The organism is Streptomyces sp. SID5464, assembly GCF_009862985.1.
Classification (GTDB): Bacteria; Actinomycetota; Actinomycetes; order Streptomycetales; family Streptomycetaceae; genus Streptomyces; species Streptomyces chartreusis_D.
This window is the reverse complement of the sequence record NZ_WWIQ01000076.1, coordinates 268,398-289,023: the sequence shown is the minus strand read 5'-3', so window position 1 is coordinate 289,023 and position 20,626 is coordinate 268,398. Positions and strand designations below refer to the sequence as shown.

General features: G+C 71.4%; 17 protein-coding genes and 1 pseudogene. 8 read left to right on the top strand and 10 right to left on the bottom strand.

The window, feature by feature from the left end:
• Positions 1 to 38: 38 nt before the first annotated feature.
• A complete protein-coding gene (locus GTY47_RS38720; protein WP_010042347.1) occupies positions 39 to 692 on the bottom strand; it encodes a DUF4360 domain-containing protein in 654 nt (217 codons plus the stop codon).
• A gap of 341 nt (positions 693 to 1,033) precedes the next feature.
• Entirely contained in the window at positions 1,034 to 1,492 is a 459-nt protein-coding gene (locus GTY47_RS38715; protein ID WP_010042345.1) for an Rrf2 family transcriptional regulator, read from the bottom strand.
• A gap of 81 nt (positions 1,493 to 1,573) precedes the next feature.
• On the opposite strand from GTY47_RS38715, the gene GTY47_RS38710 reads away from it, so the two are divergent.
• Both GTY47_RS38710 and GTY47_RS38705 read left to right on the top strand, forming a co-directional pair.
• Entirely contained in the window at positions 1,574 to 4,552 is a 2,979-nt protein-coding gene (locus tag GTY47_RS38710; protein ID WP_010042343.1) for a beta-galactosidase, read from the top strand.
• 117 nt (positions 4,553 to 4,669) lie between these two features.
• Positions 4,670 to 5,749 (top strand): hypothetical protein, encoded by a 1,080-nt coding sequence (locus GTY47_RS38705; RefSeq protein WP_158688423.1) that lies wholly within the window; start codon positions 4,670 to 4,672, stop codon positions 5,747 to 5,749.
• A 10-nt stretch (positions 5,750 to 5,759) separates the two neighbouring features.
• Here the strand turns inward: GTY47_RS38705 and GTY47_RS38700 are convergent, their stop codons facing one another.
• The 4 genes from GTY47_RS38700 to GTY47_RS38685 all read right to left on the bottom strand — a co-directional run bounded on the left by GTY47_RS38700 (position 5,760) and on the right by GTY47_RS38685 (position 10,539).
• Complete coding sequence (locus tag GTY47_RS38700) at positions 5,760 to 7,274, bottom strand: alpha-N-arabinofuranosidase (protein ID WP_010042338.1); 1,515 nt, start codon at positions 7,272 to 7,274, stop codon at positions 5,760 to 5,762.
• A 120-nt stretch (positions 7,275 to 7,394) separates the two neighbouring features.
• A complete protein-coding gene (locus GTY47_RS38695) occupies positions 7,395 to 8,249 on the bottom strand; it encodes a carbohydrate ABC transporter permease (RefSeq protein WP_010042336.1) in 855 nt (284 codons plus the stop codon).
• Positions 8,246 to 9,184 (bottom strand): sugar ABC transporter permease, encoded by a 939-nt coding sequence (locus GTY47_RS38690; RefSeq protein ID WP_010042334.1) that lies wholly within the window; start codon positions 9,182 to 9,184, stop codon positions 8,246 to 8,248. The genes GTY47_RS38695 and GTY47_RS38690 overlap by 4 nt, the downstream gene beginning before the upstream one ends.
• The gene (locus tag GTY47_RS38685; RefSeq protein ID WP_010042332.1) at positions 9,181 to 10,539 is read right to left on the bottom strand and encodes an extracellular solute-binding protein; all 1,359 of its coding nucleotides are present in this window, start codon (positions 10,537 to 10,539) and stop codon (positions 9,181 to 9,183) included. Before GTY47_RS38685 ends, GTY47_RS38690 begins: the two co-directional genes overlap by 4 nt.
• A 233-nt stretch (positions 10,540 to 10,772) precedes the next feature.
• Between GTY47_RS38685 and GTY47_RS38680 the strand changes: the two genes are divergently transcribed.
• The 3 genes from GTY47_RS38680 to GTY47_RS38670 all read left to right on the top strand — a co-directional run bounded on the left by GTY47_RS38680 (position 10,773) and on the right by GTY47_RS38670 (position 14,229).
• Positions 10,773 to 11,384 (top strand): hypothetical protein, encoded by a 612-nt coding sequence (locus GTY47_RS38680; protein WP_010042330.1) that lies wholly within the window; start codon positions 10,773 to 10,775, stop codon positions 11,382 to 11,384.
• A complete protein-coding gene (locus tag GTY47_RS38675; RefSeq protein WP_010042328.1) occupies positions 11,381 to 12,682 on the top strand; it encodes a DUF6545 domain-containing protein in 1,302 nt (433 codons plus the stop codon). The genes GTY47_RS38680 and GTY47_RS38675 overlap by 4 nt, the downstream gene beginning before the upstream one ends.
• Before the next feature lie 146 nt (positions 12,683 to 12,828).
• Positions 12,829 to 14,229, top strand: coding sequence for an FAD-dependent monooxygenase (locus tag GTY47_RS38670; protein WP_010042324.1), 1,401 nt, complete (start codon positions 12,829 to 12,831; stop codon positions 14,227 to 14,229).
• Between the two features lie 102 nt (positions 14,230 to 14,331).
• On the opposite strand, the gene GTY47_RS38665 is transcribed toward GTY47_RS38670, so the two are convergent.
• Together GTY47_RS38665 and GTY47_RS38660 are read right to left on the bottom strand one after the other, a co-directional pair.
• Positions 14,332 to 15,186 carry an SMP-30/gluconolactonase/LRE family protein gene (locus tag GTY47_RS38665; protein ID WP_010042323.1) on the bottom strand — a complete coding sequence of 285 codons (855 nt, stop codon included), beginning with the start codon at positions 15,184 to 15,186 and terminating at the stop codon, positions 14,332 to 14,334.
• Complete coding sequence (locus GTY47_RS38660) at positions 15,183 to 15,956, bottom strand: IclR family transcriptional regulator (protein WP_010042322.1); 774 nt, start codon at positions 15,954 to 15,956, stop codon at positions 15,183 to 15,185. The genes GTY47_RS38665 and GTY47_RS38660 overlap by 4 nt, the downstream gene beginning before the upstream one ends.
• Before the next feature lie 238 nt (positions 15,957 to 16,194).
• On the opposite strand from GTY47_RS38660, the pseudogene GTY47_RS40560 reads away from it, so the two are divergent.
• A pseudogene (locus GTY47_RS40560) lies at positions 16,195 to 16,401 on the top strand (TerD family protein); the annotation flags it as partial.
• A gap of 240 nt (positions 16,402 to 16,641) precedes the next feature.
• Here GTY47_RS40560 and GTY47_RS38650 read toward each other — a convergent pair.
• Positions 16,642 to 17,886 carry a helix-turn-helix domain-containing protein gene (locus GTY47_RS38650; protein WP_010042320.1) on the bottom strand — a complete coding sequence of 415 codons (1,245 nt, stop codon included), beginning with the start codon at positions 17,884 to 17,886 and terminating at the stop codon, positions 16,642 to 16,644.
• 4 nt (positions 17,887 to 17,890) lie between these two features.
• On the bottom strand, positions 17,891 to 18,043 hold the full coding sequence (locus tag GTY47_RS40555) for a hypothetical protein (RefSeq protein ID WP_010042314.1): 153 nt from the start codon (positions 18,041 to 18,043) through the stop codon (positions 17,891 to 17,893).
• 215 nt (positions 18,044 to 18,258) lie between these two features.
• Between GTY47_RS40555 and GTY47_RS38645 the strand changes: the two genes are divergently transcribed.
• Positions 18,259 to 19,254, top strand: a complete 996-nt coding sequence (locus GTY47_RS38645; RefSeq protein WP_010042312.1) for a DUF3068 domain-containing protein — start codon at positions 18,259 to 18,261, stop codon at positions 19,252 to 19,254.
• A gap of 206 nt (positions 19,255 to 19,460) precedes the next feature.
• Positions 19,461 to 20,612, top strand: a complete 1,152-nt coding sequence (locus tag GTY47_RS38640; RefSeq protein WP_010042310.1) for a glycosyltransferase family 4 protein — start codon at positions 19,461 to 19,463, stop codon at positions 20,610 to 20,612.
• Positions 20,613 to 20,626: the final 14 nt, after the last annotated feature.

The window sequence follows — 20,626 nt, the reverse complement described above, 5'->3', positions numbered from 1 at the left end:
CACCCGGCCCAACGACCCGGTGGACCGCCCTCATCCCGTCAGGACTTCCCCGGGCACTCCTTCCACGCCATGTGGTACACCGTGCTGATGTCCCCGTCCGTCGAGTCCATCGTCATGAAGCTGACCTTGTCGGCCGACTGCGTACCGGCGTTGACCCGGAGTTCGGTGTTGATGTTGAAGTTGCGCTGGACTCCGCAGGGTGCGTAGACCAGTTGGGCCCAGTCCGTCTCGTCGGTGGCCTGCCAGTTGTCGTTGTAGGGGCCGCTGAAGGGGTGGTTCTTGGACACCGTGCTGGGCGAGCCCTGGAAGTAGTACGAGGCCCGCTGGGAGCCGCTCGCGCCGCGCTGGAGTGAGGCGAAGCCTCGGTAGTCGGCGCTGGCGATGGCGTAGGTGAAGCCCTGGGGCACGTGCACGATGAGGCTGAGCTGGCAGTTCCTGCGGAACGCGGTCGGGTCGGAGCCGCCGCCGGCCTGGGCGAGGTAGTCGCTGTAGGTGACCGTGAACGCCGTGTTGTCCTCGGAGACGGCGACCGCTGCCGTGCCCTGCGGACAGCCGGAGCCGTTCACCGTGGCGACCTTGATGACGATCTTGTCCGGGGGCGGGTCGACGAACCCGGAGGACGGGGATTGTGCGGGGAGTGCGCTGGTGAGGAGCGCGGCTACCGCGCCGCTCAGGAGCAGGCCACCGGCCATGGTTCTCCCATCCGTTCGTGGGGGGTGGAACACGAAGTAGGCATGAGCATGTCAAGACGACAGCCCATGCGCGCCCAGCCCGTGACCATTCCATGGAGGAGCTGTGAAGGCCGGGAGCGGTCGCATCGTACGCAGGGCGGAGGAGGTCGGCCAGGGCGGTCTCCGGCCATTCACAGTGGCCCGATCACACCGGGAGAAGGGGCGCCGGGCCCGTTCCCGCGGGCCCCGTTGACACCAGCGGTACCGGCGGGCGCATAAGGTGCGTTACCAGTGCGTCGGCCCCAGGACACCCCGAGGACGCGATGAGGATCACCCACCGGCTCCCCCGCGGACACGGCCCGTCACGGGTTCTCCCAGGCCGCCGGTTCCGCGGCCAGCCGCTCCACCGGCTCGGGCAACGCGCCGGCCGCGAGGTCGGCGATCGTCACGCCCTCCAGGATCCTGCGCACATTGGCCCGCAGGGCGATCCACAGCGGCAGCAGCGGCTCGGCCGTGCCGGAGTAGGCGAGGCCGGTCGGGCGCTCGCCGCGCACCGAGACGATCGGCCCGTCCACGGCCCGGATCACGTCCGCGACCGTGATCTCCGAGGCCTCCCGCGCCAGCCGGTAGCCGCCGCCCCCGCCGCGCCGGCTGTCGACCACACCACCGCGGCGCAGATCGCCGAGGATCCCTTCCAGGAACTTGTGCGGGATGTCCTGCGCGGTGGCGACGGCCTCCGCCTTGACCGGCCCTTCGCCCTGTCGGACGGCCAGTTCCACGACCGCTCGTACCGCGTAGTCCGCACGTGCCGAGATCCTCATACGACCATTGTCGCGGTCGGCCCGTAGACAATGACCCACCAGCACCACGTACGGCACGGCAGCACAACAGGAGGCGCTCCCTTGGAGCTCAGCAGGCGTACCTTCCACGCTCTCGCCGGCACGGCGGCGCTCGGCTTCGCGCTGACCGGCAGCGGGTCGCCGACCTCCGCCAACCCGGCACGCACCGTGCCCACCGGCCCGCCGCCACCGGTACCGGGCGCGGACGGCAGGCGGCACGAGGTCGGTTTCGACCGGTACTCGCTGCTGGTCGACGGCCGGCGCCTCGTCCTCTGGTCGGGCGAGCTGCACCCCTTCCGGCTGCCGAGCCCTTCCCTGTGGCGGGACATGCTGGAGAAGATGCGCGCTCACGGCTACAACGCCGTCAGCGTGTACGTCGCCTGGAACTACCACTCCCCCGCCCCCGGCCGGTACGACTTCACCGGTGTGCGCGACCTGGACCTGTTCCTGCGCATGGCCGCCGAGACCGGTCTGTACGTGATCCTGCGGCCCGGCCCGTACATCAACGCCGAGGTCGACGCCGGCGGCTTCCCCGGCTGGCTGACCGCCACCGAGGGCACGGCCCGCACCTCCGACCCGACCTACCTGCGGTACGTCGACGAGTGGCTGTCCGCCGTCAACGCCATCGTCGCCAAGCGACTGTTCACGCGGGGCACGGGCACGGTGCTGCTGTACCAGATCGAGAACGAGTACGACGCGCACGTCGACGAGCCGACCGGGCGCGCCTACATGTCGTACCTGTACGAGAAGGTCCGCGCCGACGGCATCGACGTGCCGCTGTTCCACAACGACAAGGGGCGCAACGGGTACTGGGTGCCCGGGTCGTTCGGCACCGGCGGTGAGAAGGGGCGCTGGCTGTACGGGTTCGACGGGTATCCGGAGCCGGACGAGGTGCCGCCCGACTGGGGGCACTTCGGGACCGGCGGGGCGAAGGGCGGGGCCACGGCCAGTCCGCGCACGCCCGGGTTCCTGCCCGAGTTCGGCGGGGGCTGGTTCGACCCGTGGGGCGGGTCCTGGTTCGACGGGAAGGGCTACGCCGAGGCGCGCCGGACCCGGGACGCGGCGTACGAGCGGCGTTTCCACCTCACCAACCTCGCCAACGGCATCACGCTGCACAACGTCTACATGACGTACGGCGGCACCTCCTGGGGCTGGCTGCCCGCGCCGGTCGTCTACACGTCGTACGACTACGGCGCGGCCTTCGACGAGGCCCGCAACGCCACGCCCAAGCTCGCCCCGATGCACCAGATGGGGCAGTTGCTGCGGTACGTGCCGGACCTCGCCAGGCTGAACCGGGCGAAGGCGGTACGGGCCGCCGACGAGCGGATCAAGGTCTACCACCTGGCCAACCCCGACACCGGCGCCCACTTCTACGTCCTGCGCAACGACTCCGACGAGGCGGTGTCCTCGACGCTGCCGGACGCCGGGATCGACGTGCCGGTCAGGGTCCCGGCGCGGGACGCCAAGCTGATCGCCGCCGGGCTGAAGCTCGGGAAGCGGACGCTGGTGCACGCCACCGTGCAGCCGATGCTGAGCCTGACCGCCGGGCGGCAGGACATCGCCGTGTTCGCGGGCCGGCGGGGCGATCTGGCGCAGGTCGTGCTGGACTGCGCGGACGAACCGACGCCCATGCGGCTGGACGCGGAGCCCGCGTGGGCCTACAACCTCGGCAAGCTGTACGTGACCGCTCCGCTCGGCGCCGGCGGGCTGAGCCGGGTGCGGGTCGAGGGCGACGGTGTGGACACGCCGATGCTGCTGCTGTTCGCCGACGACGCGACGGCCCTCAGGCTGTGGCCGTACGAGACGCCGTCCGGCCCGCTCCTCGTCTACGGCCCGGCCCTGCTGCGGTCGGCCACGCTGCGCGGCTCCACGGTCCACCTCACCGGCGACACCACCGGCCAGACCGGCCTGGAGGTGTGGGGGCCGCGCGGGATCACCCATGTCACGTGGAACGGGCGCCCGGTGCCCACCCGGATCAGCGCCTCCGGCAGTCTGCTGGCGCTCCGCCCGCTTGCCGGCGTGACCGCGCCGGCCCTGCCCGCCCTCGACGGCTGGCGGCGGCGGACCGAGAACCCGGAGGCCGAGCCCGGCTTCGACGACTCCGGCTGGACGAGGGCCGACAGGAAGACGTCGTTCAGCACGACGCCCGTGCCCGACGGGCAGCCGGTCCTGTTCGCCGACGACTACGGCTTCCACTACGGCGACGTCTGGTACCGGGGCGAGTGGACGGACGCGAACGGCCTGGAGTCCGTGTCCCTCGACTACAGCACGGGCACGCAGGGCCTGCTGATGGCCTGGCTGGACGGCGAGCCGCTGGGCACGCACCGGATGCCGGTGCCGGACAGGGACCGGGCACGGCAGGGGACCTGGACGGCGAAGGCCACCTTCGCCCTGCCGAAGGACCTGCGGAAGAGGTTCCGTGAGGACCGCCGCGAGCGTGGTGACCGGCACGTGCTGTCCGTGCTCGTCCGCCGGATGCAGCACGACATGGACGGCAAGGCACTCGACACGCACAAGGCCGCGCGTGGGCTGACCGCCGTCACCTTCGAGGGTGCCGCCCCGAAGGTGACCTGGCGGATCCAGGGCGCGTCGGCGCCCGATCCCGTGCGCGGGCCGATGAACAACGGGGGGCTGCACGGGGAGCGCGAGGGCTGGCACCTGCCGGAATACGACGACGGGGACTGGCAGGACGCCGAACTGCCGCGTGCCGACCGGCGGCAGGGCGTCACCTGGTACCGGACGGACTTCCGGCTCGATGTCGAGCCCGGAGTCGATGCCTCCATCGGGCTCGTCCTCGACGACGACCCGAAGCGGGCCTACCGCGTCCAGATCTTCCTCAACGGCTGGAACATGGGCCAGTACATCAACGACGTGGGGCCCCAGCACACGTTCGTGCTGCCGAACGGGATCCTCCGTACACGTGGCGCCAACACACTGGCGTTGGCGGTGCTGTCCGACGGGACCACACCGTCGGGGCCGGGGGATGTACGGCTGACGCTGCTGGGCGCCGCGGCTGGAGGGGTGCCGGTCACACCGGTGTGACCGGATCGAGCCGTCCGCGCGCATTGCCTTCTCCGGCAGGCTGGTTCACCGTGTTGGCCTTTCCGGGCTGCCGACAGGGAGGGGAACCTCGTGCGAAGACGGCGTTTCATCGGTGGATTGGGCGGATTGGTCGGGGCCGGGCTCGGGCTCGCCTCGATGCGGGGTGGAACGGCCTGGGCGGCCCCCGGTCTCCCGGGTGAGACCCGCGAGTGGCAGGCCGTCCCCGCCCCCGAGGCCGCCCCGGCCGCGCAGTTGCTCGACGTGGCGGCAGCGGGCCCCGGCCTCGCCTGGGCCGTGGGCGAGGAGGGCCGCTACGGCAGCGCACGGGGGACGGCGCTGACCCTCGTGTGGGACGGCACGGCCTGGCAGCGCACGGGCACCGGCTTCGGCGGCTATCTGGGCTCCGTCGCCGCCGCGTCCGACGGCTCCGCCTGGGCCGTCGGCACCGACACCTCCGGCACCGCCCGGCTGCTCGCCTGGGACGGGCCGGCGTGGCGGGAGGCCGACTTCCCCAGGCGCGGGGCGCCGGGCACGTCCCTCGCCGCCGTCGCGACCGGCCCCCGGGGCCACGTCTGGGTCTCCGGCCGGAACAGCGACGGCTCGGTGCTGCTGCACGGCCACCGGGGCAAGTGGACCTGGCTGGAGGCGCCCCCGGTCACGACCACCATCCCGCCGTACGGCATCCACCGCGCGCCTTGTGGCGACATCTGGGTCTACGGAAGCGAGCTCGTCGCCCGCTGGGACGGAGCGGCCTGGACAGTGCTGCCGACGCCCGGCGGCATCCGGGCCGGCTTCACCGGGCTGCTTCCGGTCGCCCGCGACGACATCTGGATGACGGGCTACGACTACGGCGTCGGCGGCCCGCCCGGCAAGCCCCCCGGCGTCCGGCTGCTGCACGGGGACGGCACCGGTTGGGAGTACGTCACGGCACCGTTCGGCGTGGGAGTGCTGACCGGCATCGTGGGCGACGCTCAGGGGCGTCCCGACCGTATCTCCGGGTGGGACTTCTGGGACCAGACCCGGGCCCACTACCTGCGCTGGGACGGCACGGCCTGGGTGAGCGAGCGGGGGCCGGTGGCCACGACCCCCGTCGTCATGAACGCCCTCGCGACGGTGCCCGGTTCGGACGGCTACTGGGCGGTCGGCACGACGTCGCCCCCGCCGTCCACGACCGCCCGGCCCCGCATCGAACGCTGACCGGGGGCCGTCACGCCAGCCGGATCACGTTCCAGGACAGCGGCTCCAGGACGGCGCTCAGCGTGCCGTCCCGGAGGGCCGTGCCGTCGCCCGGGTGCGGGGCGACGCGCTCGGGGTCGTCGAGGGTGTTGCGGGCGTCGGGGTCGGCGTCCGCGAGGACGCTGTGCTCGACGACCCGCGTGAGGTCGAGGCCGTTCAGGGCGACGTCGAGCGGGAGGGCGTCGGTGCGGCTGCGGTTCACCGCGAAGACCGTGACCGTGCCGTCCTCGGCGCGTACGGCGGTGGCGTGCAGCAGGTCCGTCTCGCCGTACTTCTTCGTCTCGTACGTCGGCGAGTCCACCCGGACGTCGAGGACCTGGCCGCGGCCGTACCTGCTCGCCTGCGCGAACGGGAAGAACGTCGTCTGCCGCCAGGCCGGGCCGCCCGGCTCGGTCATGATCGGCGCGATGACGTTGACGAGCTGGGCGAGGCAGGCGACCGTGACGCGGTCGGCGTGCCGGAGCAGGGCGATGAGGAGCGAGCCGAAGACGACGGCGTCGGTGACGCTGTAGTTGTCCTCCAGCAGGCGCGGGGCCTCCGGCCAGTCGTCCTGCTCGAAGGTCTTGGCACGGGCCTCCCACTCGGGCAGGTACCAGACGTTCCACTCGTCGAAGGAGAGGTTGATCCGCTTCTTCGACTTGAGGCGCGCGCCCACGTGGTCCGCGGTCGCGACGACGTTGTCGATGAAGGACTCCATGTCGACGGCGGAGGCCAGGAAGGAGTCGACGTCGCCGTCCTCGGGCCAGTAGTAGGCGTGCAGCGAGATGTAGTCGACGAGGTCGTACGTCTCCTCCAGGACGGTCGCCTCCCACTGGGCGAACGTCGGCATGGACTGGCTGGAGGAGCCGCAGGCGACGAGTTCGACGCCGGGGTCCAGCTGGCGCATGGCCCTGGCCGTCTCGGCGGCGACCCGGCCGTACTCCTCCGCCGTCTTGTGGCCGGTCTGCCAGGGGCCGTCCATCTCGTTGCCGAGGCACCACAGTCTGATGCCGAAGGGGTCCTTGTCGCCGTGGCTGACGCGCAGGTCGGACAGGGCGGTGCCCTCGGTGTGGTTGGCGTACTCCTGGAGTTCGAGGGCTTCCGCGACGCCTCGGGTGCCGAGGTTGATGGCCATCATGGGCTCGGCCTGGGGGCCGATCTTGCGGAGGAAGTCGATGTACTCGGAGAGGCCGAAGCGGTTGGTCTCCGTGGAGTGCCAGGCGAGGTCGAGGCGGCGGGGGCGGTCCTCGGCGGGGCCGACCGAGTCCTCCCACTTGTAGCCGGAGACGAAGTTGCCGCCGGGGTAGCGGACGGCGGTGACGCCGAGTTCCCGGACGAGGTCCAGGACGTCCCGGCGCAGGCCCTTGTCGTCGGCCGTGGGGTGGTCCGGTTCGAAGATGCCTGTGTAGACGCAGCGGCCGAGGTGTTCCACGAAGCTGCCGAAGAGGCGAGGGTTGACCTCGCCGACGGTGAAGGCTGGGTCGAGGGTGAAGCGGGCGGTGTGCATGGTCGCCTTTCGGGGTGGGTGGTTTCTGTTGTCTGGCGGCTGCGGGTGGTTCGTGGCTTGTCGCGCCCACGCGGCGGAGCCGCATACCGAGCACGGCCCCGCGCCCCTTCGGGCGCCGTTCTACTGCCCAGCCAAGCCGGTGTGCGCGACACCCGCCACTATCTGCCTCTGGAAGAACACGAAGACGATGATCAGGGGCAGGCCCGCCATCAGGCCGCCGGCCATGAGCTGGGCCCACTGGATGCCGTAGGAGTTCATCACGGTCGCGATGCCGTTCGGCATGGTCATCAGGTCGGGGTTGTTGGTCACCATGTACGGCCAGAGGAAGTTGTTCCACGAGGCGATGAACGTGAAGATGCCGACCGCGGCGAGGGAGGGGCGGGAGAGCGGGAGGACGATGGTGAAGAAGACGCGCCAGCGGCCCGCGCCGTCGATGAAGGCGGCCTCCTCCAGTTCGCGCGGGATGCCCTGGAAGAACTTGTAGAGGATGTAGACCATCGCGGCGGGTGCGCACTGCGGCAGGATCATGCCCCAGTAGGTGTCGACCATGCCCATCTGCTGGACGGTGGTGAAGAGCGGCACGCCGAGGACGGCGGGCGAGATCATCAGGCCGGCCATGACCAGGCCCATCAGGGCCTTCTTGCCGCGGAACTCGGTGCGGGCGAAGCCGTACCCGGCGAGTGCGCTCACCAGCAGCACCACGGACGTCACACAGACGGAGACGACCACGGAGTTGACGAACCAGTTGGTGATGTTGCCGGTCTCGAAGAGGGCCTTCCAGGCCTGGCCGGTCCAGTCCTCGGGGAGCCAGTGCGGTGGGACCTCCACCGCCTCGGTCTCCGACTTGAGGGAGGTGAACAGGGCCCAGGCGAAGGGGGCCAGGAAGGCGGCCGAGACGCCTGTGCCGAGGAGGGTCAGGACGATCTGGCCGGGGGTCCACGGCTTACGGGGCTTCACCGGTACGGCGGTGGTCATCGGGCGCTCTCCTCACGGTTGCGCAGCAGCCACATCCTCGCCAGGGCGACGGCCGCGATGATCACGAAGAAGATGACGGAGATCGCGGAGGCGTAGCCCACGCGGTAGCTCGTGAAGCCCTCTTCGAGGGTGTACTGGACGAAGGTGCGGGTCGATCCCTCGGGCCCGGGGAGGAAGTCCATCATCACGACGGCCTGGTCGAAGACCTGGAGCGAGGCGAGGATCTGCAGGGCGATGACGAGCCCCGTGATGTTGCGCAGCATCGGCAGGGTGATGTGGACCATGCGGTGCCAGGCGTTCGCGCCGTCGAGCTTGGCGGCCTCGTGGAGGTGGTCGGGGATGCCCTGGAGCGCGGCGAGGTAGAGGAGGAAGCTGAAGCCGACCGTCCACCAGAGCGTGCAGATCACCACCGCGAGCATGGCGTAGGACTTGTCCGTCAGCCACGGCGTCTCGATGCCGAAGACGTAGTTGATCATTCCGGTGCCGGGGTTGAACAGCCACTGCCACAGGTTGGCCGCGACGGTGGACGGCAGCAGGAACGGGGCGAAGAAGCACAGCCGCCACAGCCACTTGCCGCGTTCGATGTGGTGGGCGAGCATCGCGAGGAGGAAGGCGAGGACCGTGATGCAGGGCACGACCAGCAGCGTGAAGTACGCGCTGTGGCCGAGCGTGTCCCACACCAGGGGATCCTGGACGGCCTCGCGGTAGTTGTCGAGGCCGACGAAGCTCGTGCTGTCGCCGGAGATGTTGGCGTCCGTGAAGCTGAGGTAGACGCCGCGCAGCAGCGGCCAGATCACGAAGAGCGCGAACAGGGCAAGGAACGGGGCGACGAACCAGCCGCCGTGCTGGAAGCCCTGTTTGCGGGGGGTGGTGGCGCTGTCGGCGGCGGTCCCCGCGCGCACGGGTGCGATGACGGTCTGGGCGCTGGTGGTCATGCGACCGCACCTCCCTGTGCGGCGGTCTTGCCGTCCATGGGGTTCTTCGTCGCGAGCAGCCTGGTGAGCTCGCCCTTCATCCGGCGGGCGGCGGTCTCCGGCCTGGCGGAGCCCATCGTGGACGAGACGACGACGGGGCCGACGCGCTGGGCGAGGATGCCGGTGGAGCCGGCGAACCACACCTTGGGCTCGGTGGCCTGGTGGTCCATGGCCGAGACGTACTCGTTCTGGGGACTCATCTTCTGGTACGCGGCCGTGGACAGGACCGGCCGGTAGGCGGGGATGTGGCCGCCGAGCGCCCACTGCCGGGCGTGCCGGACGATGTAGGCGGCGAGTCGGTGGGCGCCCTCGTTGGCGGGGCCGCCGCGGTCGGACTGGTGCGGCAGGACGAAGGCGTGCGACTCGGCGTGGGTGGCCGGTCCGCCGAAGACGGGCGGCAGCGGGGTGGCGCCGTAGTCGATCTTCGCGGTGTCGTAGACCGGCACCGACCAGTTGCCCTCCCAGACGAAGGGCGAGCCGTTGACGAACTGTTCGGCGCTCGCGAGGCCCGCGAAGCTCGGGTCGGCGTACCCGTCGGTGATGTGCCGGCGCAGGAACTCCAGGACCTGGGCGGCCTTGTCGGTGTCGAAGGTGACCTCGGTGTCGGCGTCGTTGAACCAGGTGCCGCCGAGCTGGGTGTAGAAGGCGACGAAGAACCACCACTGGAAGTTCTGGTCACTGCTCCACATGCCGATGGTCTGCAGCCCCTTCTTGGTGGCCTTCTTGGCCTCCTTGAGGACGTCGAACCACTCTCCGGTCGACGTCACGGGCACGATCCGGCCGTCGTCGCCGAGCAGCCCCGCCTTCTTCAGCACGTCCTTGCGGTAGAAGCAGAGCTGGACGTGGATGTCGAGGGGGACGGCGTAGAGCTTGCCGTCGATGACGCCGCGATTCCACAACCGGGGGTTGAAGTCCTGCTGCCGTACGCCGTACTCGGCGAGCAGGTCGACGTCCCAGGCGTCCAGGAGGCGGCCGGGCGAGAAGCCGGTGACCCGGCCCATGTGCATGACGCCGAGGTCGGGTGCGCGATTGCCCGCGGCGGCCATGGCGAGCTTGGTGTAGAAGGGGCTGCCCCACTGGAGGGTGGAGTCCTTGACCGCGATGGCCGGGTGGTCCTTACGGAAGGAGTTCAGCATCGCGATCATGTTGTAGCCGTCGCCGCCGCTGAAGAGGTTCCAGTACCGCACGCGCGTGTTCGCGTCCGAGGCGAGTGCGTCGGCTCCGGTGCCGAGTGCGGCGAAGCCGAAGCTGCCCCCGACGGTGAGCCCGCCGAGCCCGCCGAGAAGCTGCCTGCGATTCAGGCCAGGTCGTCCCATGCCCTGCCCTTACTGTTCGATACCCCGAATGACGCTCGTAACTTCGAACGGGACCGTAAGTTCGAAGCGCCTGCACGTCAATGGGTCGGGCGGGAAGTTCGGGTGGGACTTTTGGGCGAGTTCGGTCGTTCCCCGTTGAACTACGGACATCGGATCGCATGACGCGCACACTTTCGGGCGCGTAGTCTCGGACCCGCTGCCAAGCCGTCGGCCGACGGTGAGAAGGGGGAGCGATGGGCATCGCGGGCGCGCGGGTCAGGGCCGCCCGAGTCACGGCCGCGCTGAGGCGGTCGCGGAGGGGCTCCGCCATGCGTGGCCTGGCCGCCGAGCTCGCCGCCGCGGTCCGGGCGAGGGAGCAGGTCCCGGTCGGCGTACGGTCGTTGTGCCGGGCGCTGTGCGAGGAGATGAGCGCACGGCGGGGCGGGCGTCCCGTCGAGCTGCGTTTCGAGCGGTTCCCCGACGAGATCGAAGTGACCGGGCTGTGGGTGGAGTTCCAGGACTTCGACCTGGTCATCGTCGAGGAGCGGGCCGAGGCGGTGCAGCAACTGGTCATCCTCGGGCATGAGCTGTGGCACCTGCACGCGGGGCACGCGCATCACCACGAGGCGGGTGCGGCGGCGGCCCACGCATTCGCCGACCGGCCGGGGTGGGACGACGCCGCACTGGCGGTGGCCGCCCGCAACGGATCCCGGGAACGGGACGAGGCCGATGCCGACGCCTTCGGACATCGGCTGGCGGCAGGGTGCCGCGCGCTGCTGCCGGGCGGGCGCGGACCGGACGCGCCCCTCGAACCCGTGCAGCGGTCGCTGTACTACCGGGGGCCGCGAGGAGGTGCGGCACCGTGACGACGGTGGCGCTGACCCCGGTCGAGTTCGTCAACCAGTTCTATCCGAACTTCTGGTGGATCCCCGCGGGGGTCCTGGCCGCCGCCCTGGCCATCAAGCTGCCCAGCATCATCCGGCTCTGGAAGGACCCGATGCTGCGCGCGGTCGGCGGGCTGCTGCTGCTCGCCTGCGCGGTGTTCGTCTTCGTGGCGCCGTCGACGATCGCGCGGGTCAACCGGCTCACCGGGGTGGCGAACTTCTCCGGCCCCTGGGTCTACTCGCTGCTCACCGCGTTCTGCGCCTTCTGCCTGTTGCTGATCATCTCCTGGCGCAACGGCCCGTCCGACCGCTCGGACCGCACCCGGCGCGCGATGCGCGGGGTCGTGACGGTCTATTCGGGCGTGATCGTCGCCATGTGGGTGCTGTTCGCCCTCGCGGACGTGCCGGTGGAGCGGCTGCGGGATCTCGACACGTACTACGCGAACACGCCGTACATGCGCGAACTGATCGTGCTCTACCTGCTCGCGCACACCGCGGCCGCACTGGTCACCAACGGGCTGATCTGGAACTGGGTGCGCACGGACGGACTCGACTCGCTGCTGCGCTGGGGGCTGAAGTTCCTCGGCGTCGGCTACACGGCGCAGTTGCTCTTCGACGCCGCCAAGATCGGTGCCGTGGTGGCCCGTTGGTCCGGACGGAACGTGGACTGGCTGAGCACGGCCGTCGCCCCGCCGCTCGCCTGCCTGTCCGCCGTGCTCATCGCGATCGGCTTCATCCTCCCGCACGCCGGGCAGTACCTGCACGGCCGCTGGCACGTCCGGCTCGCCCACCACGAGCTGCGGCCGCTGTACCTGCTGATGAAGACGGTCAACGGCGGAGGGGTTCCGTTCCTGCTGCGTGCGACGCCGGAGCTGCGACTGGTCCGCCGGGAGACGTTCATCCGCGACGTGCTGCTGCCGCTCGCCCGGCACATCGACGATGACCGGCGCGAACGGTTCCACGACGCCGCCCTCGCCCTCGGCCACCCGCCCGGACTGGCGAAGGTGTTCGCCGCCACCGCGGCGATCCAGGACGCGGCCGACGCCGGGACCCGGACACCGGAGGACGACGGCACCGGTGCCCATGACACCACGGAGCTGCTGCGCGAGATCGGCGCCTTGTCCCGGGCCCTGCGCCGCACGGAGGACCTCCGGGCGATCCGCGCCCTGGCGCGGGACCACACGGAGGAAGCACGTCGCTCAACGGCTGACCACATCCCTGGGGCCACCCGGCCGATTTTCGACGGGCCCCGCACGGGGAGCCGCGCGCACGGTGCGTGAAGGTACGGTGAGAGCCGTCCGGGACGAGGCCCGCACGGCTCGAAACCGGTGCCGGCGCACGGTGTTGGGGGCTGCACGGCCGTGGCCGGACGTCGGGGAATGCCCGCAGGGCGAAGGAGCCTTCATGGCTGAGTGCGAGGAGTCGCATGTCGCGTAGAGCTGTCGTCATCGGTGCGGGTCTGGCCGGCATGCTGGCCGCGGCGGCCCTGTCCGCCGTCGCGGACGAGGTGGTCGTGCTCGACCGCGACGACCTGCCCGAGGGGCCGGAGCACCGCAAGGGCCTGCCACAGGGACGTCACGCGCATCTCCTCATGGCCGGCGGCCTGGCCCCCATGGAGGACCTGGTGCCGGGCGTCAGCATGCGCAAGCACCTGCTCGCCGCCGGCGCGCACGAGATACCGCTCGGCTCGGGCATGGTCGCCCTCACACCCGAGGGCTGGTTCCGACGCTGGCGCCAACCCGGACCGCGGATGCTGACCTGCACCCGGGCACTGCTCGACTGGGCAGTGCGGGGGGCCGTGCTGGACAACACCGGAGTGGTGATCCGCAAGGCGGGGGTGCTGGAGCTGACGGGGTCGCGGCAGCGGGTGACCGGGGTCCGCGTCTCGACCGCGGCCGGGGAGGAGGAACTCGCCGCCGACTTCGTGGTGGACGCGAGCGGACGTGGCTCGCGGATCGTGACCTGGCTGGCGGGGCTGGGCGTCGACGACGTGCGCGAGAAGACGGTGGACGCCGGCCTGGTGAACGCCTCCCGTCTCTACCGCACTCCCGAGGGGGCCGGGCGTTTCCCCCTGACCATCGTGCAGGCCGATCCGTATCAGGGACGGCCCGGCCGCAGCGGCATGGTGCTGCCGATCGAGGGCGACCGCTGGATGGTCAGCCTCGCCGGCACGCGGGGCGGTGGCGAACCGCCGTCCGACCCGGACGCGTTCCTCCGGTACACCCTGGACCTGCCCGACCCCATCGTGGGCCGGCTGATCTCCGGCGCTGAACCGCTCACCGACGTCCATGTCAGCCGCAGCACCAGCAATCACCGCCGCTACCTGGAGAAGGTGCGCTCCTGGCCCGAGCGCCTCGTCGTCCTCGGTGACGCACTGGCCACGTTCAACCCCGCCTACGGGCAGGGCATGTCGGTGGCCGCGCTGGGCGCCCGGGAGCTGGACCGCGAGCTGCGGCGGTCCGGCCTCGACGCGCCCGGGCTCGCCCGGCGCGTGCAACGGCGGGCGGCCAGGCCGGTGGAGGCCGCGTGGACGATGGCGGTGAGTCAGGACGTCTGGTACCCCGGGACGCGCGGCGGCTCGCCCGGGGTCGCCGACCGTCTGGTCACCGCCTACACCCGCCGCATGATCCGCACGGCGACCGGCTCGTACACGGCGGCGTCGGCGGTCTGGGACGTGATGAGCATGACGACGGGGCCGACGCGGCTGCTGCGGCCCTCGACGGTACTGGCGACGCTGAGCGGGCCGCCGATGCCGGCGGCGGTGGGGGCGCCACTGACGGAGGACGAGCGGGCGATCCTGCGACGGCTGGACCGGTCGGGACGCTGAGCCAGGGGGCGCTCCGGTCCGGGCCGGTCCGCGCCCCGTCGGCGTACTCACGTGCGGGCGTCCCGGGACCCGGCCGTCGCCCGCTCGTGCCCCTGCCCTCGGTCAGCCGTCGAACGCGGGCTGGGCCAGGCCCTTGCCCGCCCCCGGCGCCACGAACAGCGACCCCGCCAACGCGGGCGGCTCCGTCAACCCCGTCCGAGCCGTGGTGATGTACAGATCACTCATCCCGGCCCCACCGAACGCGCAGGCCGTCACCAACGGCACGGGCAACTCGATCACCCGGTCCAGCCGCCCCTCCGGCGTGTACCGCCGTACCGCCGCGCCCTGCCACAGCGCGACCCACACACACCCGTCGGCATCCACGGTCAGCCCGTCGGGAAAGCCCGCCCCGTCCTCGATCTCGACGAGGGTGCGCCGCCCGGAGACCCGCCCCTCCGCGTAGTCGAAGACGTCGACGCGCCGGGTCGGGGAGTCGATGTAGTACATGAGCCGCCCGTCGGGGCTCCACCCCGTGCCGTTGCTGACGGCCACGTCGTCGAGCACGAGGCCGACCGTGCCGTCACCGGTGACGCGGGACAGCGTGCCGCCCCCCGGCGCCTCGTCGTACCGCATCGTGCCGGCCCACAGCGCACCGTCGGGCGCGACGGCGGCGTCGTTGGCGCGGCGGCCGGGCACGGGCTCGTGGTGCAGCCAGCGAAAGCCGTCGTCGGAGGGGTCGAGAAGACCGATTCCGTCGCGCAGGTTCAGCACGAGTCCGCCCCCGGCCCGCGGCTTGACCGCACCCACGTGCTGCTCCGTCCGGCGGACCGTGCGGCGCCCGGTGGCCGGGTCGTACGTGTGCACCCGGCAGCCGAGGATGTCGATCCAGAGGAGCCGGCCGGCCGCCGCGTCCCAGGTCGGGCCCTCGCCGAGCTCGGCCTCGGCCCGCACGGCGACCTCGTACGGCGTCGTCGTCATGCCATGCTCCGGTGACCGAGGTGCTCGGACAGCTCGGCGGCACCCTTCGCGGCGAGCTGCTCCAGCTCGGCGCGGCGCTCCTCGCTCCAGCGGATCATGGGCACGGAGATCGACAGGGCGGCGACGACCTGACCGGTGCGGTCGCGGACCGGCGCGGCCACGCAGCTCACGTCCGGGTTGGACTCGCGGTTCTCGACCGCGAGGCCCCGCTCACGGATCTCGGCCAGGGTCTCGCGCAGGACCGCCGGGTCGGTGATGCTGTTGGGGGTCATCGCGACCAGCTCGGCGCCGTCGGGAATCCGCGCGGCGAGCTCGTGCTCAGGAAGGGAGGCCAGCAGCATCTTGCCGACGGACGTGCAGTGGGCGGGCAGCCTGCGCCCGGCCGCCGACACCATCCGCACGGCGTGCGTGGAGTCGACCTTGGCGATGTAGATGACGTCCGTGTCCTCGAGGATCGCCACGTGCACCGTCTCGTCGCAGGTCTCGGCGACGGACCGGGCGACGAGCTGGCCCTCGGCCGCGAGGTCGAGCTGCTCCGCGTAACGGGCGCCGAGCTGGTACGGGCGCACACCGAGCCGGTAGCGTCCGGGCTGGCCCGGCACCGGGACGATGTACTTCCGGGCGGCGAGCGTGGTCACCAGCTCGTGCACGGTCGTGCGCGGCAGCTGGAGCTTGCGCACGATGTCGGGGGCGGAGAGCGTCCCGTCCCCGTCGAGGAAGAGCTCCAGAATGTCGAGAGCCCGGGTCACGGCTGGTACGAGGCGTCCCACGACCGGCCCCCTCCCTATATGTCTCAGGCGCCTGTGTTCGAGATATCACCGTTCGAGATATCAACAGGCGATCGGCATGACGAACACAGGCTAGCCATAGAGGTTTGCCCGGGCAATGGGCAGCGGCACCGCGGGCGGAAACCCACGAGCACACCACGAGCACGTTGCGTGCACATTAGAGTGCCCAGTGTGCGGCACGTCACAGGTGTCGCAAGGGTGGGGGAACTCTGTGCACGACATGACCATGGGCTCGAACGTCTCTTTGACGGCCCTGAGCGAGAACGTCGGTTCCGCGATCGTCAGCCTGGGCTGGTCCAGTCCGACCGGTGAGGGCGACGCCGACGTTTCCGTGCTGCTGCTGGACGCGAACGGCAAGGTCCGCAGCGACGCCGACTTCTACTTCTACAACAACCCCGTCGCCGCCGACGGCAGCGTGCAACTGCTGCCCAAGGAGAGCAACCTGCGGATCACCGGGTTCCGGCTGTCCCTCTTCAAGGGCATGGGCAGCGGCCGGGGCAACGCCGAGTCCGGCTTCATCCGCAGCGTCGACGACGCCGTGCACCGGTTCTACACCTCGGTGGTGGCCCACCTGGACGCTCCGGCATCCGGGCGGGCCGCGGCGAAGGAGCGGGCCGCGGTGTGACAGTGCGGTGGCCGTGAGCTTCGCCCGGTGCGCCGGCCCCGCTCACCGCCGCCCCCGCACCGCCCCCAACTCCCCCCGCAGCCGCTGCGCCCGCAGTACCAGTTCCAGTTCGAAGCGGCGGTCGGGGTCGTCGATCTCGTCGCCCCACAGTTCCCGGATCTGGCGGAGCCGGTAGCGGACCGTCTGGGGGTGGACGCCGAGCCGGGCCGCGACCTCGGGTGCTCCACCTCGGGTCTCCAGCCAGGCCAGGAGGGTTTCCGCGAGGCGGCGGCCGTGGGTGGGGCCGCAGTGGGTCAGGGGGGCCAGGCACCTCAGGGCCAGGTCGTCGATCAGTTCCTCGGGCTGGAGGAGGACCAGCGCCTCGGTGTGCTCCGTGCAGTAGAGGACCTCGCCCGAGGGGAGCAGGTCCCGCTCCATGAGGCGTACGGCGGCCTCGGCCCAGCGCAGCGACTTCGCCGCGTCGGTGAGCGGGACCGGCGGGCCGATCGCGCCGGACCAGCCGGCCAGGGCCCGGTGCAGGAGCTCGGGGCGGCCCGCCGCGTCCGGTTCGGGCACGACCATGCGGGGCTGCTCGTACTCCATGTCGAGCAGCACGCCCTGCCCGACCGCGGGGGCCATGGCCTCCCGGGCGGGACGCAGCAGGACGCCGACCGCGACCTTCTCGGGCAAGGGCCAGCCGATCCGGGCGGCCCGTTCGGTCAGGGCCTCGGCGGGGTCGCCGCGGTGGTGCTCGGCCAGCAGCAGCTCCATCAGGCGGCGCTGGAGGCGCAGGCGTTCCCCGGCCTGGCGGGCCGCGGCCTCGGCGTAGCCGCGTACGGACTGGTCGACCAGGCCGTCCAGGTACTCGTAGCCCGCGTCGACGAGTTCGTACATCGCCGGGGGCGGGATCTCCACGCGCTGGCCGATGTCGGCGAAGCGTCTCCAGGCCAGGCGTACGCCCATGCGGTAGATGGCCTGGAGGGAGTCGAGCGAGCGGCCGTTGAGGCCCTCCCCGCGGCCGAAGTCCTGGAAGACACCGGGCGGGACGGTGGGCCGGCCCTCCGAGTGCTCCAGATGCTGCACGAAGACCTCGATGGCGCGGCGGATGCCGACCAGGGCCATGGGCTCGCCGGAGTCGTCGAGGACGACGGGCAGATGGGGGTATTCGCGCTGGATCTCGCAGAGGATCTCCTCCGCGAGCGCGGGCGCCTCGGCCATGGCGATCGCCGCGAACCGGCGTACCTGGAAGCGCGGTACGTCGTGCCAGGCCGAGCGTGTCGTGACGGTTCCGGTGCGGGCGGCCGTCACCGGCTCAACTCCCCTGGCCGGCTTGTTCGTACGTGATCAGGGGGGTGTTCGGCTGGTCGGGTGTGGCTTCGAGCAGCGCGACCACGCCCAGCGCGGCGCCCACGGCGAGGGCGGCGGCGAGCGCGACGGTCAGCGCGGCAGCGAGCAGTCTGGACATCGCAGGGTCAGCCTCTCTGTCCGGATTCGTCCGGAGATCGTCCGGAGGTCGTCCCCACCCCGGCACCCCGTCCCTGCCTGTCGCGCCCAGTGTCGACAAGCATTGACACCCCGTCAAGAGCGGCCTACGGTTCCCGGCCCAGCCGCACGCGCTGTTCTCTCCGCCGTGCCGGCCCTCTCGTACGTCGAGCCGTCCCAAGCCACTGGAGTGCCCGGATGCGCCGTACAACCTCTCCCTTTTCCCTGGTCCTGCTGGGTCTCGGCACGTTCCTGCTGGTGCTGGCGCCACTGCTCGCCTGGTACGTCCAGCCGCGTGCCGCGGTGAACCCGATCGACATCGACACGACCGCCGTCTACACCGGCCGGGGCAGCGTCTTCGACACTGACCGGATCGAGACGGTGCCCGACCGGAAGATCACGGTGACCCAGCGGGTGCGGGGCAACGTCGAGGACAGCGAACGCAGCGGCAACGCCGTCTGGGACGTGACGACCACGGTCGACACCGACAACTCGCTGCCGGCCGCCGACCCGCACGACGCGCTGGACTTCGTCCCCCACCGCTGGGTGATGGACCGGAAGACCACCCGGCCCGTGCACTGCTGCGGCGAGAAGCCGTACATCGAGGGCGAGGCCTATCTGAAGTTCCCCTTCGACGTGCAGAAACGCTCGTACCAGTGGTGGGACAACACCCTCGGCGACACGGTCGTCCTGCGCTACCGGGGCACCGAGAAAATACAGGGCTACACGGGCTACAAGTTCACCGGCTCCGTGGCGCCGACGAGGACCGGCACGCGGATGGTGCCCGGCAGCCTCGTCGACCAGCCGGAGCGGCCGCAGGTGCTGGCCGAGGAGTGGTACTCCAACCACGGCTTCGAGCTGGTCGTCGACCAGGCCACCGGCCGGGTGATCTACGCGCAGACCGGACCGAAGCGGACGCTGCGGGCGCCGGGCGGGAAGAAGGACGCGGCGGTGCTGCTGGACAGCCGGAAGATCTCGTTCACGACCGCGACACAGAAGGAGGCCGTGCGGCAGGCGAAGCGGGACAGCGGTCAACTGCGCCTGGTGGGCACGACGTTGCCGATCGGGGCCGGTGTGGCGGGTGTGGTGCTCGCAGCGGTGGGTGGCGTTCTGGTGGCGCGTGGGCGGAAGGAGCCGGAGCAGCCCACTCCGTCCGATACGCCCAGTACGCCCCAGCCCACCCTCACGATGTGATGTGACGTCAGCTCCAACAAAGCCCGAAATTGTCACGCCGGTGAGTAGCCGTCGAGAACGTCCGGGCGAAAACTGTCCAACCCCACCCGAGCACAACCCGTCCACACTCCCCTCCCAGGAAGGGCTCAGGCCCCCCACAGCCAGACCCCCCAGAGCCACACCTCCCCCACGCTGAGTTCCGCACCCCGAGACGAGTTGGAGCACCCATGCCCCAGCACGTACCGTCCCAGCTGCGCGCCGCGTCCCCCAGCGCGCCGCAGCACCTTCCGGCACTCCCCCCACATCCGTGCCGGATCGTCTTCCTCGCCCATCGCGATCTGGACAACCCGTCCGCCGGCGGCTCCGAGCTGCTGGTCGACAAGCTCGCCGACGGCCTGACCCGGCTCGGCCACCAGGTGACCCTGCTGTGCGGGGGCCCCGCGTCCTTCCGTGACTACCGGGTCGTGTCGGCGGGCGGCCCGTACGGGCACTATCTGCGCGCCCGGTCGGCCTTCGCCCGCCAGGTCGGCGACTGCGACCTGCTGGTCGAGGTGTGCAACGGCATGCCGTACCTGGCGCCGCTGTGGCACTCCGGACCCACGCTGTGCCTGGTCAACCACGTCCATACGGATCTGTGGAAGATGCGCTTCGGCGGGCCGCTGGCGCCGGCCGCGCGGCTCGGCCGAAGACTGGAGCACTGGGCGCTGACCGGGGCGCAGCAGCGGAGTCTGCTGGTCGCGGTGTCCTCCTCCACCGCGCACGCGCTGCGCGCGATCGGCGTGGAGCGGGACCGGATCCGGGTCGTGCACAACGGGGTCGAGGAGCCGGGGCCGCGGGCCGAGCGGTCCCCCGAGCCGTTGTTCGTCGCCGTCGGCCGGCTGGTCGAGTACAAGCGGATCGATCTGCTGCTGCGGTTGTGGGAGCGGGTGCGGCCCGTCACCGGCGGGCGGCTGGTCATCGTCGGGGACGGCCCCGAGCGCGGAAGGCTGGAGCAACTCGCCGGGCCCGGTGTGGAGTTCACCGGGTACGTGTCGGAGGCGGAGAAGCATCGGCTGTTGTGCGCTGCATGGTTGCTGCTGCATCCCTCGGCCGTGGAGGGATGGGGTCTGGTCGTGACGGAGGCCGCGGCACGGGAGACGCCGGCCGTGGCGTTCGACGTGCCGGGGCTCAAGGACTCCGTGGTGGATGGTGAGACCGGGGTTCTGGCGCGCGGTGAGTCGTCGTTCGCGGCGGCGTGGTGTGCGCTCGCGTTGTCCGGGCGTCGGCGGGAGCTGATGGGCAAGGCCGCGCGGGAGCGGGCGGCGAAGTTTCGGTGGGATCGGACTGTGCGGCAGTTCCGTGTGGTTGCCGCGGAGGCGGTGAGGGGCTGGGCTCCGTGATACCGCCGAAGCGC